Origin of the sequence: Cohnella cellulosilytica, from assembly GCF_042431195.1 — a bacterium.
Classification (GTDB): domain Bacteria; phylum Bacillota; class Bacilli; order Paenibacillales; family Paenibacillaceae; genus Cohnella; species Cohnella cellulosilytica.
On record NZ_JBHMDN010000069.1, the window covers coordinates 32,927 to 46,409 of the forward strand.

General features: G+C 57.8%; 12 protein-coding genes. 10 read left to right on the forward strand and 2 right to left on the reverse strand.

Annotated elements, in window-relative coordinates:
• Nucleotides 1-65 precede the first annotated feature (65 nt).
• Both ACFFT4_RS30420 and ACFFT4_RS30425 read right to left on the reverse strand, forming a co-directional pair.
• Nucleotides 66-1,022 carry an ABC transporter permease gene (locus ACFFT4_RS30420; RefSeq protein ID WP_378052892.1) on the reverse strand — a complete coding sequence of 319 codons (957 nt, stop codon included), beginning with the start codon at nt 1,020-1,022 and terminating at the stop codon, nt 66-68.
• Complete coding sequence (locus ACFFT4_RS30425; protein ID WP_378052893.1) at nt 1,015-1,935, reverse strand: ABC transporter ATP-binding protein; 921 nt, start codon at nt 1,933-1,935, stop codon at nt 1,015-1,017. Before ACFFT4_RS30425 ends, ACFFT4_RS30420 begins: the two co-directional genes overlap by 8 nt.
• 292 nt (nt 1,936-2,227) lie before the next feature.
• On the opposite strand from ACFFT4_RS30425, the gene ACFFT4_RS30430 reads away from it, so the two are divergent.
• The 10 genes from ACFFT4_RS30430 to ACFFT4_RS30475 all read left to right on the forward strand — a co-directional run.
• On the forward strand, nt 2,228-3,262 hold the full coding sequence (locus ACFFT4_RS30430; RefSeq protein WP_378052894.1) for an LCP family protein: 1,035 nt from the start codon (nt 2,228-2,230) through the stop codon (nt 3,260-3,262).
• A 109-nt stretch (nt 3,263-3,371) separates the two neighbouring features.
• Complete coding sequence (locus ACFFT4_RS30435; RefSeq protein ID WP_378052895.1) at nt 3,372-3,812, forward strand: CBS domain-containing protein; 441 nt, start codon at nt 3,372-3,374, stop codon at nt 3,810-3,812.
• Nucleotides 3,813-4,003: 191 nt separating this feature from the next.
• Nucleotides 4,004-5,998, forward strand: a complete 1,995-nt coding sequence (locus ACFFT4_RS30440) for an amidohydrolase family protein (RefSeq protein ID WP_378052896.1) — start codon at nt 4,004-4,006, stop codon at nt 5,996-5,998.
• A gap of 159 nt (nt 5,999-6,157) precedes the next feature.
• Complete coding sequence (locus ACFFT4_RS30445; RefSeq protein ID WP_378052897.1) at nt 6,158-6,460, forward strand: MazG-like family protein; 303 nt, start codon at nt 6,158-6,160, stop codon at nt 6,458-6,460.
• 11 nt (nt 6,461-6,471) lie between these two features.
• Complete coding sequence (locus tag ACFFT4_RS30450) at nt 6,472-7,449, forward strand: DUF2232 domain-containing protein (RefSeq protein WP_378053058.1); 978 nt, start codon at nt 6,472-6,474, stop codon at nt 7,447-7,449.
• A gap of 70 nt (nt 7,450-7,519) precedes the next feature.
• Nucleotides 7,520-9,484, forward strand: a complete 1,965-nt coding sequence (locus ACFFT4_RS30455; RefSeq protein WP_378052898.1) for a DHH family phosphoesterase — start codon at nt 7,520-7,522, stop codon at nt 9,482-9,484.
• Nucleotides 9,481-9,924: a 50S ribosomal protein L9 gene (rplI, locus tag ACFFT4_RS30460; protein ID WP_378052899.1), complete on the forward strand. Its 444-nt coding sequence runs from the start codon at nt 9,481-9,483 to the stop codon at nt 9,922-9,924. The genes ACFFT4_RS30455 and rplI overlap by 4 nt, the downstream gene beginning before the upstream one ends.
• A gap of 4 nt (nt 9,925-9,928) precedes the next feature.
• Nucleotides 9,929-11,305, forward strand: coding sequence for a replicative DNA helicase (dnaB, locus tag ACFFT4_RS30465; RefSeq protein WP_378052900.1), 1,377 nt, complete (start codon nt 9,929-9,931; stop codon nt 11,303-11,305).
• Between the two features lie 180 nt (nt 11,306-11,485).
• On the forward strand, nt 11,486-12,775 hold the full coding sequence (locus ACFFT4_RS30470) for an adenylosuccinate synthase (RefSeq protein WP_378052901.1): 1,290 nt from the start codon (nt 11,486-11,488) through the stop codon (nt 12,773-12,775).
• Between the two features lie 199 nt (nt 12,776-12,974).
• Nucleotides 12,975-13,483, forward strand: a 509-nt coding sequence (locus ACFFT4_RS30475) for an RpnC/YadD family protein (protein ID WP_512699944.1), incomplete at its 3' end; no start/stop codon positions are given.

Consider the following 13,483-nt stretch of genomic DNA (forward strand, 5'->3'; position numbering starts at 1 on the left):
CCTTTGCAAGCGGAAGGCATAAGAAAACCCGTCGGACACAAACGTGCCGACGGGTTTTGTCAGATCTAGGCCGCCACATCGCGCTTGGTGAACAAGGTCCAGGCGACGATCTGAAAGACGACGTAATAAGCGGCGAGCATCATGATCGAGAAGCCGAGCGTCATGTCCGGCCGAAGCGGGCTGTTGCCCGGCAAATATTGCGTCAGGTCGATGTTGGCGAACAGCAGGTATTTCGACCATTCGTAGCCGCTCAGCAGCATCGTGATCGTGTTGCCAACGAGCATGAACAGCAGCGAGAAGGCGATGGCCATCGACGAGCTGCGGAAGGCGGCGGAGATCATGAACGCGAGCGTGACGTACATGAACAGCGAGACGACGGCGTAGCCGTACTTTTGCAGCGAATCGGCGATCATGGAGCTCTCGTGAACGAGGCCGTCGGCTCCCACGGCCAGATGCGGCAGGCTGAGCCCGTCGAAGCCTTGCAGCACGCCTCCAGCGGCGAAGGCGAGGACGAACGACAGGATAAGCAGCAGCAGGGCGAACGTCATCGTCGAGATATATTTGCTCAGCATAATCTTTGAGCGGGAGGCCGGGCCGACAAGCAGCAGCTTGATCGTTCCCCACGTGAATTCCGCGGCGATCATGTCGGCCGCGACGATAACGGTCAGAATCGTAATCAGCATAATCAGCGCGGCCGAATTGTTGACGTAATCCCAGAGCGACAACGCGGCGGGATTCAGATCGTGGGCCAAGTAATATTCGTTGATTTTGATTTCGTTCGTCAGGTAATCCTTGTAGTCGGAATCCAGGTCTTTATTATCCGCCAGCTGCTGCTGGTAATGGGCGTTCTGCTGGGTCAGATTTTGCTGCCAGTCGGCCGGATTGCTGCGGCTCTCGTCCCACTTCATCAATCCGCTCATCAGCCCCAGCGCGAGCACGAGAAAGGCCACCATAAGCCATGTGCGGGGACGGCGGTAAATTTTCATATTTTCGTTCCGTATCAAATTTCCCAAGCTAGACAACCATCTCACCTCCGGTAATCTCCAAGAACTGATCCTCCAGCGAACGCTGCGCGGCATGAATGCCGTAGATATCCAGCCCCGCCTTTACCAGCAATCTCGCCACGTCCGGAATGAGGCTGCGGTCGGCCGTAATCTCGATCCGCTCCCCGACCACCTCGACGCCTTGATTGTTAAACGCTCCTGACAGCAGCCGATGGGCGGATTCGAGATCGCTCGCTTCCACTACGATTTTGGTCTGCACCGAATTTTTCGTTTCCTGCAGGGAACGGACGTCGATCAGCTTGCCGCTTTGAATAATCGCCACCCGGTCGCACATCAGTTCCATCTCCGACAGCAGGTGGGAGGAGACGATGACGGACAGGCCTTCCTCCTGCGTCAGCTTGCGCAGGTAGTCGCGAAGCTCGCGAATGCCGGCGGGGTCGAGTCCGTTCGTCGGCTCGTCGAGAATGAGCACGGAAGGCTTGTGCAGAATGGCCTGCGCCACGCCCAGCCGCTGACGCATGCCCAGAGAGTAGCGTTTCACTTTCTCGTGGATGCGGTTTTGCAGGCCGAGCAGTTGAACGACCTCGTCGATCCGCTGCTTGGTGACGCCGGAGTGGCGCCGCGCGAAATGCACGAGGTTCTGGTAGCCGGTCAGAAATTTGTACATTTCCGGATTTTCGACGATGGCCCCGATGTGCGTCATGGCCTGCTCGAATTGCTTGCGCACGGACACGCCCTTCACGGTAATTTCGCCTTTGGTCATCGAGATGAGGCCGACGATCATGCGGATCGTCGTGGTTTTGCCCGCGCCATTGGGCCCGAGGAATCCGAACACCTCTCCGGCGGGAATATCGAACGACAGATCGCTTACGATCGTGCGTCTGCCGATGGTTTTCGTTACGTTGCGAAGCTGCAGAACGGCTTCTTTCATTCTCGTTCATTCCTCCTTCTAAGTGGCTGCGCATGAATTGAAGTATACCTGCGAAGACCGATTCCCATAACGGCCTTCGGATGAGTCCGGCCCCCGTACTTTAGTCGGGGTCGGCACTCGCCGGAAAGAGAGGAGGATGCTGGTTCGGTTGGAAAGGATTCAGTCGTTTTCATGAAACTTTAAGGTTTTTATGTAACAATCCTGTTTTGAGGATCGTATATTAAAGGTCTGGCGATAGAGAGAGAACATTCAAAATAGACCGAACATCGGATAGAAGAAGGAGAGAGATGGTATGCGCAAGCTGCAACGTTGGCACAAAGTCGTCGCCCTCTCGGTTGCGCTGCTGCTCGTCTTGGCGGGCATCGGCTATGCGAACCGGGGAGCCCTGTCGGCGCTCGGGTACGATATTTTCCTGTCGGATAAAGTAGAATCGAGCTTCGCCAATTCCTATCAGCCGCTCACCGACCGGCCGATCGTGGAGGAGCCGGAAGCCAAGGTCGAAAAACCGTTCAGCATGCTGTTGATGGGGGTCGACGCGAGAGCGAAGGAGCGCGGCCGCTCGGACACGCTGATCTATACGGTCATTCGTCCCGAGGACGGCAACGTTCTGATGGTGTCGATCCCGCGGGATACGTATGCCGATATTGTGGGCAGGGATACGAAGGATAAAATCACCCACGCTTACGCATTCGGAGGGCCGGAGATGGCCGTCAACAGCGTGGAGAAGCTGCTCGACGCGAAGATCGATCATTATGCTTCCATCAATTTTCAAGGCTTCGTGCAGGTCATCGATACGCTGGGGGGCATTCATCTGCCGATCGGCAAGGATATCGTGAACAAAGGCGCGGATCACGAAAAATTCACGGTCAAAGCGAACAAGGACAGCTACACGGGAGTCGAGGCGCTGAACTATGTCCGGTACCGCGAAGACGCCGGAGGCGATATGGCCCGGGCGGACCGCAACCGCGTGTTCCTGGAGGAGCTGATCCACAAAGCGTCGTCGCTGCAGCAATGGAACAAAATTCCCGAAGTGCTGGACATCGTGGGCGACAATTTTCAGACGGACCTGCTTCCGTCCTCGATCAACGAGCTGGCCAAGAAGTTCCTGCAGGCGGGGCATGAAATCCAGAGCTACACGCTGAAGGGCGAGGGCAAGCGGATGGGCGCCCAGAACCTGTGGTATTTCGTCGGCGACGAAGAGGATCTGGCCGAAGTTCGCGCGACGATCTCGACGTGGCTCGACGCGGATACTCCGGAAAGCCTGCTGACGGTGCCCGGCCAGGAGAACGAAGAGCCGGCCGGGTCGTCCCCCGACCGTTCGCTGTAGGAAGACAAAAAGCAGCAATGCTCCATGGTGAAGCATCGGCTTGCCGTGCTATAATGGAAGTGCCGCGCTCGGAATTTGCGGGTCTTTCGTTATTGCGAAGGAGGATTTTATGAATATCGCTTTTTTTCTACTGCCCAAGCAGGAAGTCGTGAGCGTCAGCGAAGAGGCGACGTTGCGCCAGACGCTGGAGCGGATGGAGCGGCACCGCTATACGGCCGTCCCCGTCATCAGCGAGAAGGGCGAGTACAAGGCGACGGTCACGGAAGGGGATTTGCTCTGGTACTTGAAGGCGAATCCGGATTTGAGCTTTGACCAGCTTCACCGTGTACGGCTCGGCGAAGTACCGCTTAGACTGAAAAATTTGCCGGTTCGCATCGATGCGAATATGGTCGATCTGATCTCTTTGGCGAAGACGCAAAACTTTGTCCCGGTCGTGGACGACATGAACCATTTTATCGGCATCGTGCGGCGCAGCGACATAATCGATTATACCGAGAAGCTGCTCCCGAACGCCGGACCGAATGAAAAAGGACTGATACGGGAAGCCTAGGGCGTGTATGCAACCTCCGAGGACAGCAGATATTGCCGAATTTTCGTTCCATGCCAGGAACTTTTGTGAAGGCGTACCGGGGGTACGTCAAGCAAAAGTGACGCAGCAGGGGGCGAAAAGGCGGTGATAGATGCCCCTGAGCGGGTTTGCATACACGCCCTAAGAAGATACTGGACAATGGCGGAGGAACGATGACCAATCGTCGGGACAATTCACGCATTCGAACGATCTATCCTATCCTGATCGCGATCTCCATGCTGGTGATTGCGGGCGGCATATGGGCGGCTTCCTCGCTGTTCAAGGACGGAGGCGGCGGTGAATTGCCGGCTGCTCCGTCGAACGGGAACGGTTATAGAGCGGAAGGGAGCTCGGCAGGTCCGGAGGACGGCGAGAGTCCCCAGGCTTCCCCGCCGATCGCGGCGGAAGAGCCTGAAGGCGCCCTCGATACGCCGACCGCCGCGGAGCTCGACGCGACGTACGAGCTGGTGATTGCCGGCGGCCGTGTCATCAATCCCGAGACGAAGCTGGACCGGGAAGGTTTAAACGTGGCCGTCCAGGACGGTCGAGTTGCGCTCGTGACGGACAAGGCTCTTAAGGGTAAGCGGGTCATCGACGCGAAGGGGCTCATCGTAGCTCCGGGCTTTATCGACAACCTGTCCTACGATCCCAACCCGGTCGGCGTCTGGAACAAGATCGCCGACGGCGTAACGGCGAACATCGCCATGCACGGCGGAACCGCCAATCCGGAGAAATGGTATCCCTACTATGAACGCAACAAGACCCCCCTGCACTTCGGGGCATCGTTCTTTTACACGCAGGCGCGCAATCCGTTCAAGCTGAGCCGGTACGACACGGCCAAGCCGGAGCAGACGCAGCAGCTTGCGGAACAAGCCGAGCAAGCGCTGAACGACGGCGCTCTCGGCATTTCGTTCAGCCTGGAATACGTTCCGGGCGTGAACGAGAAGGAAATTTTGCCCTTGATGAAGCTGGCGCAACGGTACAACGTCCCGGTTTATTTTCACGCCAGATATTCGGACATGGAAGAGCCGGGCACGAACATCGACGCGCTCAACGAATTGATCGGCTACGCCCGCGCTTCGGGCGCGGCCGTACATATCGACCACATCAACAGCACCGGAGGCACATTCTCGATGCGGCAGTCGCTGCAGATGGTAGCCGACGCGATCGAGGAAGGGCTGGACATTACCGCCTGTATCTATCCTTACGACTACTGGGGCACGTATCTCAACTCGGCGCGCTTCGACGAGGGCTGGCAGGAGCGCTTCCGCATCTCCTATGAGGACCTGCAGATCGCCGGCACGGAAGAGCGGCTGACGGAATACACGTTCCGGAAGTATCAGAAGGAAGGCAAGCTGGCGGTCGCCTATGCGATTCCGAAGGAAGACGTGGTCGACTCGCTGAAAGCGCCGTTCGTCATGATCGGCAGCGACGCGATTCTGGAGCCGGGGTTCAACAATCATCCTCGCGCCTCCGGAACGTTCGCCAGAACGATCGGCCTCTACGTTCGCGAGCAGCAGGTCGTCTCGCTGTCCGACGCGATCGCCAAGATGTCTCTTCTGCCGGCGCAGCGGCTGGAGAAGCAGGCGCCCGCCCTGAAGAAGAAGGGGCGGCTCGCCAAGGGCATGGACGCCGACATCGTCGTCTTCGACTTCGACGAGATCAGCGATCTCTCCACGGTAGCCCATCCGGAGCTCGTCTCTGCCGGCATCAAGTACGTGCTCATTAACGGCCAGGTCGCCCTGGACGAGGAAGGCCTCCATCGGGATATCCGCGCCGGCCAGCCGATCAAGAGCGAGTTCGTGCGCGTGAAGCAAGGCGGCCCGTCCCTCGCTTGGGGCGGAAGCAAGCTGACGCTGCTGGAATATCGCGGCTCCGATTACGTCGATCTGGCGGCGCTGGAGGGGCAAGGCTATGCGATGCAGTGGGACAAGGACCGGCGGACCGCTTCGGTCTCGGCGGGGGCGGCTCTGTCGCAAGCGTCCGTGCCCGGACCTGCTGTCGGAGAGCTGATTCTGGAGCGGGGCCATCGGCTCGTCTGGGAGGACGGCAGCCGCACCGAGCTGCTGTCCGTCGGCGAGCGGAATTACGTGCCGCTGTCGGCGCTGGAGAGTCGCGGCTGGAAGCTGACGAAGAACGGACAGGCCTTCGAGCTGACGAAATCCTAGCAGCCAAGCCGAGCGGAAATATCGGGAACCCGGTTGCGATTGCCGCAGCCGGGTTCTCTGCGATTGCTTGCGGCGAGAAGCGGGAGTTATGATATAATGGAATTTGCAGCTTTCCGGGCTTATGCATCCAGGTACAGTCGAAGCATAGGAGGAATAGCGATGGAACGAGATTTGGACGTTGCGACTCGAACGCGTATGATCGAGTGGCTGAAAACCGAAGTCGTGGATCAGATGTCCCGATTGTTCAAGGCGATCTGGGACGGAAGCACGTCGCGGGTCATCGACAGCCTGGCGGGGCTGGTCGCCAGCGCTTATATTTTGGGCCGGCGGCTCGGCATCTCCTATCGGGATTTGGACGGCGCCATTGCGGACAAGCTAGCCAAACTTAGACAAGAGGGACATCAGCTGGAGGATCTCTACAAGGATCTGTCCGAACTGTCCGAACATATCCGCAAGAGGTGAATCGGTTGAAGGTGAGCTGGAAGTCGCTGGCGTGGAGCGCGGCGGCGATTGTTTTGTTGCTGACGTTGGCAACGCCCTTGAATTTCATTACGGTATTCCTCGTCATGACCCCCTTCGTCGTTCTATACGCGATGTTGGATTGGAAATCGTTCGTACTGCATCTTCTTCCGATCGGGCTGATCGCATTCTTGCTGTCCGGGGCGCTCGGGCCGCTATTGGTTACGGCGGCTTTGTACTTCCTCGTGCCGGCTATCGCCATGGGGCATTTGTACAAGCGGGGCAGCTTGGCCAAGTCCGCGGTTACGGCCGGGTTCGTCATTGTGTTGGCCCAGATCTTGTTTGTGCTCGTTCTGTTCTCCTTGATGCTCGACATCGATATAAAAGCTCAATTGACAGCAAAGCTTGCGGATTATTTCCAGCAATTCGACACGGCCCGGCTGATCGAAGCGGGCTGGACCGCGGAGTCGGCGGCCGGATTCAGCAGTCTGTTCAAGTCGCTGCTCATGATGAACCAGCTGCCTGAAACGGGATGGGCCGCAGAGGCCGCTTCGACCTACATCGGCTTCGGGGTGTCGATCCTTCCCACGCTGCTGTTTGTCTTTATTTTTCTGTTCGTCGTTATTTCGCACGCGCTATCGCGGCTTGCGCTCCGCAGCGTCCCCTTCGATGCCCCGGCGCTGCCGCAGGCGAAGACGTGGAGGCTGCCGAAGAGCCTGGTGCTTTATTTCGTAATCGCGCTCATCGCGGTTGCCGCCATGTCGGAGGAATCCAGCGGCTATTGGCGGATTGCGATCTCGAACCTCGTTCCGATTCTGGAGCTTGCGTTCACGATTCAGGCGATCGGTTTCGTCTTCTTCCTATCGGACCTCAAGAAATGGCCGAGGGCGATTTCTCTGCTGCTGTGTTTGCCGATATTGTTGATTCCTTCCATGTTTATCATCGGACTATTGGACACGGCGTTTCCAATACGGAAATCTTTCGAGAAATAAGGCGTTCATCGGATCGGGGGCTCTTAAGGGGAGCCCGTTCCGATAAACATTAGACGGGAGCGGAGCGGATATGCCCAAGTTTCTCGTGCAGCGCTGGCACGGCATGCATATTGTCTGGGCGCTGGTGCTTATATTTATGATGACGGTCGCTCTCGCTTGGTATCAGTGGCTGCTGGGATTGCTGGGCCTGGTGCTGGGCGGGATCGTCGCCGTGTACGGTATTTTCGCGGAGAAGGCGTTCCGGCGGGATCTGGACGATTACGTGCTGACGCTGTCCTATCGGATCAAGAGCGTGGGCAACGACGTCGTCGGCAATCTTCCTATCGGCATCGTCATTTTCGACGAGGATAACGAGATTCAGTGGCACAACGGCCTGATCGCGTCAATGACCGGCAAATCCTCGATTGTCGGGGAGTCGTTGTTTACGACTTTTCCGGTGCTGCAGCCGGCGGGCAAGGACAAGGAGCCGGGCAGCGAGATTACGATCGGCGGCAAAATATTCGAGCTTCAGCTGCGGCAGAGCGAGCGCGTTCTGTACGTCGTGGACATTACCGAACGCTCGATGCTGAAGAAGCGGTACGAGGAAGAGAAGCTGGCGCTGGGCATCGTGATGATGGACAATCTCGAAGAGGTGGCCCAAGGCATGGACGAGCAGCAGCGCGCGTTGATGCTGTCCAAGGTGACCGGAGAGATCAACGAATGGGCGTTAAAATACGGCCTGATGCTGCGGCGGCTGTCTTCGGACCGCTATATGGTGGTCACGAAGCAGGGTACCTTGAAGGCGCTGGAGCAATCCCGGTTCGAGCTGTTGGACGACGTGCGGGAGATTACGGTCGACCAGAAGCTGCCGATGACGCTGAGCATCGGCTTCGCGTCGGGTTCTGACGACGTGATCGAGCTCGGCCATCTCGTTCAAGGCAGCCTGGATATCGCGCTCGGACGAGGAGGCGATCAGGCGGTCGTCAAGTTCGGACAGCGCCAGAGCTTCTACGGCGGCAAGAGCAACGCGGTGGAGAAGCGGACGAGGGTTCGCGCCCGGGTCATTGCGCACGCGCTGCGGGATCTGATGAAGGAAAGCGACAACATTATCGTCATGGGCCACAAGCAGCCGGATATGGACGCCATCGGCGCGGCGATCGGAGTTCTGAAGGCGGCGCAGCTGTACGGCAGGGAAGCCTACATCGTGCTCGAAGGCGTCAATCCTTCGATCCAGCGGATGATGGATATGCTGAAGGAAGACGAGAAGCTGACGAAAAGGTTCATCTCCCCGGATCATGCGCTCGGCCTGATGGGCAAGCGCTCCCTGGCCGTCGTCGTGGACACGCACAGGGCGACGATGGTCGCCGAGCCGCGGCTGCTGCAGGCGACGGAGCGGATCGTTATCGTCGACCATCATCGGCGCAGCGAGGAGTTTATCGACGAAGCGGTGCTCGTCTACATGGAACCTTACGCTTCGTCAACCTGCGAGCTGGTAACCGAACTGCTGCAATATATACACGAGCGCGTCGTGCTCGATATGCGGGAGGCGACGGCGCTGTTGGCGGGCATTACCGTCGATACGAAAAGCTTCGCTTTCCGCACAGGTTCCCGCACCTTCGAGGCCGCTTCCTTCCTGCGCCGCAACGGCGCCGATTCGGCCCTGATTCAGCGGATGCTGAAGGAGGACCTGGACGAATACATTCGCAAGGCGGAACTGATCCGGCACGCGGAGACGTTCCGCAATTGCATCGCGATCGCGGCGGCCGAGCCCGGCAAGCAGGTGCCGCAGCTGCTGATCGCGCAGGCCGCGGATACGCTGCTCAATATGACGGGAATCAAGGCGTCCTTCGTCATCGGCGCGCGGCCGGACGGGCTGATTGGCGTCAGCGCCCGATCCCTGGGCCAGATCAACGTGCAGATCGTGATGGAGCGGCTGGGCGGCGGCGGGCATTTCACGAACGCCGCGACTCAGCTGCAAGGCACCATTGCGGAAGTCTCGGGCAAGCTTAAGCAAGTGTTACAAGAACTTGAGAAGGAAGAGGGGTTATTCGAATGAAAGTCATCTTCTTGCAAGACGTGAAGGGCCAGGGGAAAAAAGGCGAAATCAAGGAAGTGTCGGAAGGCTACGCGCGCAATTTCCTGCTGCCGAAGGGCGTCGTTCAGATCGCCACCGAAGGCGCGAAGAAGGCGCTGGACCAGCAGACCGCGTCCGCCCAGAAGAAGAAGGATAACGAGAAGAAGTCCGCGCAGGAGCTTGCCGCCCGTCTTAGCGAAATGAAAGTCGTCATCAAAGCGAAAGCGGGAGAGGGCGGCCGTCTGTTCGGCGCGATTACGAGCAAGCAGATCTCCGAGGCGCTGGAGAAGGAAAAGATTTCGGTCGACAAAAGGAAAATCGAGCTGGACGATCCGATTCGAATGCTGGGCGTTACGCAAGTGACGGTTAAGCTGTATCCTGACGTAAAGGGCACATTAAGCGTACAAGTCGTGGAGGAATGATCCGATGAACGGAAACGTGGAGCAGCAGATGCTGTACGACCGCGTCCCGCCGCAAAATATGGAAGCGGAGCAGGCCGTGCTCGGCGCGATTCTGTTGGAAGCCGAAGCTCTCGTCTCCGCCATGGAACGCGTAAAATCGGAGGATTTCTACAGCGTGGCTCACCAGCGCATCTTCGATGCGATGGTCTCCTTGAACGACGACAATCAACCGATCGACCTCGTTACGCTGGCCTCCCGGCTTCAAGACCTGGGGCAGATGGAAGAGGTCGGGGGAATTATTTATTTGACGAAGCTCGCCAACGCGGTTCCCACGGCGGCGAATGTGGAATACTATGCAACGATCGTCGAGGAGAAGTCGATTCTGCGCCGTCTGATCCGCACGGCGACGCAGATCGTCTCCAACGGCTACGCGACCGAAGACGACGTAAGCGTGCTGCTGAACGACGCCGAGACGCGCATTATGGAAATCTCCAGCAGGCGCACCTCCACCGGGTTCATCAGCATTCGCGACGTGCTGATGGAAGTGTTCGAGCGCGTCGAGTTTCTGTTTAACAACCGGGGAGGCGTAACCGGCATTCCTTCCGGATTCGTCGATCTCGACCGGATGACCGCCGGATTTCAGAAGAACGACTTGATTATCGTCGCCGCCCGTCCGTCCGTAGGGAAAACGGCCTTCGCGCTGAATGTCGCGCAGAACGTTGCCGTTCGCGCCTCGGAGACGGTGGCGATCTTCAGTCTCGAGATGTCCGCCGCGCAGCTCGTGCAGCGGATTATCTGCGCCGAATCGAATGTGGACGCGCAGCGCATGAGAACGGGGCATCTCGAAGGCGACGATTGGGAGAAGCTGTCGATGGCGATCGGCTCGCTATCGGAAGCGCAAATCTACATCGACGATACGCCGGGCATTACCGTGTCCGACATTCGGGCGAAATGCCGCCGCCTGAAGAAGGAAAAAGGACTGGGAATGATTCTGATCGACTACCTGCAGTTGATTCAGGGCCGGGGCAAAGCCGGCGAGAACCGGCAGCAGGAGGTCTCCGAAATTTCTCGGACGCTGAAGCAGATCGCGCGCGAGCTGGAAGTGCCGGTTATCGCGCTGTCCCAGCTTTCCCGCGGCGTCGAGCAGCGTCAGGACAAACGTCCGATGATGTCCGACCTCCGGGAGTCGGGCTCGATCGAGCAGGATGCCGATATCGTCGCGTTCCTGTATCGGGACGACTATTACGATAAGGAGTCCGAGAAGAAGAACATTATCGAGATCATCATCGCCAAGCAGCGGAACGGACCGGTCGGGACGGTCGAGCTGGTGTTCCTGAAGAATTTCAACAAGTTCGTCAGTCTGGACCGATCGCATGGCGAAGCCTATGCCGGCAGCGCATAACGTCGTCTTGTATGATCGAATTCCGAACATTCATTTAGGCGGTTGCGGTATTGTTCGCTTTTCCGTTGACTTCCCCCGGTACAGTTGATAAACTAATCATGCTGCCTGATCGCGATTTGCGATATCGGGCGGCATTATCATGCCGATGTGCGCATGGCGCATTCGGATGGAGGGATTGCATTGTCAACAGTCGTTGTCGTAGGTACGCAATGGGGAGACGAGGGCAAAGGGAAGATCACCGACTATCTGGCCGAGAAGGCGGATGTCGTCGCTCGTTATCAAGGCGGCAATAACGCCGGACATACTATCCTTATAGATAACAAGAAGTACAAGTTAACAATGGTTCCATCCGGCATCTTTAATCAGAACAAGCTCTGCGTCATCGGAAACGGGATGGTCATCAATCCGGCCGCTCTCGTGGAAGAGATTCAGTACATTCAGGATAACGGGTTTTCCACCGACAATTTGAAGATCAGCGACCGCGCTCACGTCATTATGCCGTATCATTTGGTGCTCGACGCCCTGGAGGAAGACCGCAAGGCGGACAACAAGATCGGCACGACGCGCAAAGGCATCGGTCCTTGCTATATGGATAAAGCGGCGCGCAACGGCATTCGCATCGCCGACCTGATGGTGCCGGAGGCGTTCGAGGAGAAGGCCCGCGCCATTATCGCGGACAAAAATCAAGTCATTACCCAAATGTACGGCGGAGAAGCCCTCGACGCGGACGGCATCATCGGCGATTACTTGGCGCTGGCCGAGCAGCTTCGCCCTTACGTCACCGATACGTCTGTTGTCTTGAACGACGCCATCGACGGCGGCAAGAAGGTGCTGTTCGAAGGCGCGCAAGGCGTCATGCTCGATATCGACCAGGGCACGTATCCGTACGTGACCAGCTCGAATCCTTCCGCAGGCGGAGTGTGCATCGGCTCCGGCGTCGGTCCTTCGAAGATCAAGGAAGTCATCGGCGTCGCGAAAGCTTATACGACTCGCGTCGGCGACGGCCCGTTCCCGACCGAGCTGGACAACGAGATTGGCCAATGGATTCGCGACAAGGGGCACGAGTACGGCACCGTCACGGGACGTCCTCGCCGCGTCGGCTGGTTCGACTCGGTTGTCGTCCGCCATGCCCGCCGCGTCAGCGGCATCACCGGCTTAAGCCTGAACTCGCTGGACGTGCTGACCGGGCTGGATACGGTGAAAATCTGCACGGCCTACAAATTCCGCGGCGATCTGATGGAACACTACCCGGCCAACCTCAAGCTGCTGGAGGAGTGCGAGGCGGTATACGAGGAGCTTCCGGGCTGGCATGAGGACATTTCCGGCGCGAAGCGGATCGGCGACTTGCCGGAGACGACCCAGCGCTTCATCCAGCGCATTACCGAGCTGACCGGCATTCCGATCGCTATCTTCTCGGTCGGCCGCAATCGCGAGCAGACGAACCAGGTCGCCCAGATTTACGGAGAATAAAAGGCGAATCCTACAAAAACCGTCGGGAGCGGATTTTGCTCTTTGGCGGTTTTGCTTGCTGCAATATACTTGAGTTCAGCCGAATCTTCCGATACAATTGAGCCATAAACGAATCTATTTGCGAAGCACGCAAATCTGGTTGGCGGAATACCGCCGCGGATTTGCGTTTTTTTGCGTTCTGAAGGGAGTCGAGGGAAAGATGAAGGAACAGGCTCTTCCGCCAATCGATCATGATCGATTATTTAAGGAATTGCTCGCTACCTTTTTTCAGGATTTTATCGAGCTGTTCTTCCCGCAAGTTGCGGCCGCGATCGATTTTGGTCACGTCAAGTTCCTGCAGCAGGAAGTATTCACCGATGTGACTGCCGGGGAAAAGCGGAAAGTCGATCTGCTCGTGGAGACGAAGCTGCGGGGTGAAGATACGGGCGAAGAAGGGCTGATCATTATCCACCCGGAATCGCAAGCGAAGCGGCAGACGGAGTTTCCGGAACGGTTGTTTGTGTATTTCAGCCGCTTGTACGAGAAGTATCGCCGTCGTATTGTGCCCATCGCCATCTTCAGCTATGACGGTTATCCGCGGGTGACCGAGCCGGAGGAGTTCAAGGTCACGCTGCCTTTTCTCGATGTGCTGCGTTTTCGTTATTATTCGCTTGAGCTGCGCAAGCTGCAGTGGCGTGAATATGCGAGCCGCGACAACCCGGTAGCTGC

Bases quoted from the DNA above. Each gene is read 5' to 3' on its own strand.
- ACFFT4_RS30425 (WP_378052893.1), bottom strand. From the start codon at position 1,935: ATGAAAGAAGCCGTTCTGCAGCTTCGCAACGTAACGAAAACCATCGGC.
- ACFFT4_RS30435 (WP_378052895.1), top strand. From the start codon at position 3,372: ATGAATATCGCTTTTTTTCTACTGCCCAAGCAGGAAGTCGTGAGCGTC.
- ACFFT4_RS30440 (WP_378052896.1), top strand. From the start codon at position 4,004: ATGACCAATCGTCGGGACAATTCACGCATTCGAACGATCTATCCTATC.
- rplI (WP_378052899.1), top strand. From the start codon at position 9,481: ATGAAAGTCATCTTCTTGCAAGACGTGAAGGGCCAGGGGAAAAAAGGC.
- ACFFT4_RS30445 (WP_378052897.1), top strand. From the start codon at position 6,158: ATGGAACGAGATTTGGACGTTGCGACTCGAACGCGTATGATCGAGTGG.
- ACFFT4_RS30455 (WP_378052898.1), top strand. From the start codon at position 7,520: ATGCCCAAGTTTCTCGTGCAGCGCTGGCACGGCATGCATATTGTCTGG.
- ACFFT4_RS30430 (WP_378052894.1), top strand. From the start codon at position 2,228: ATGCGCAAGCTGCAACGTTGGCACAAAGTCGTCGCCCTCTCGGTTGCG.
- dnaB (WP_378052900.1), top strand. From the start codon at position 9,929: ATGAACGGAAACGTGGAGCAGCAGATGCTGTACGACCGCGTCCCGCCG.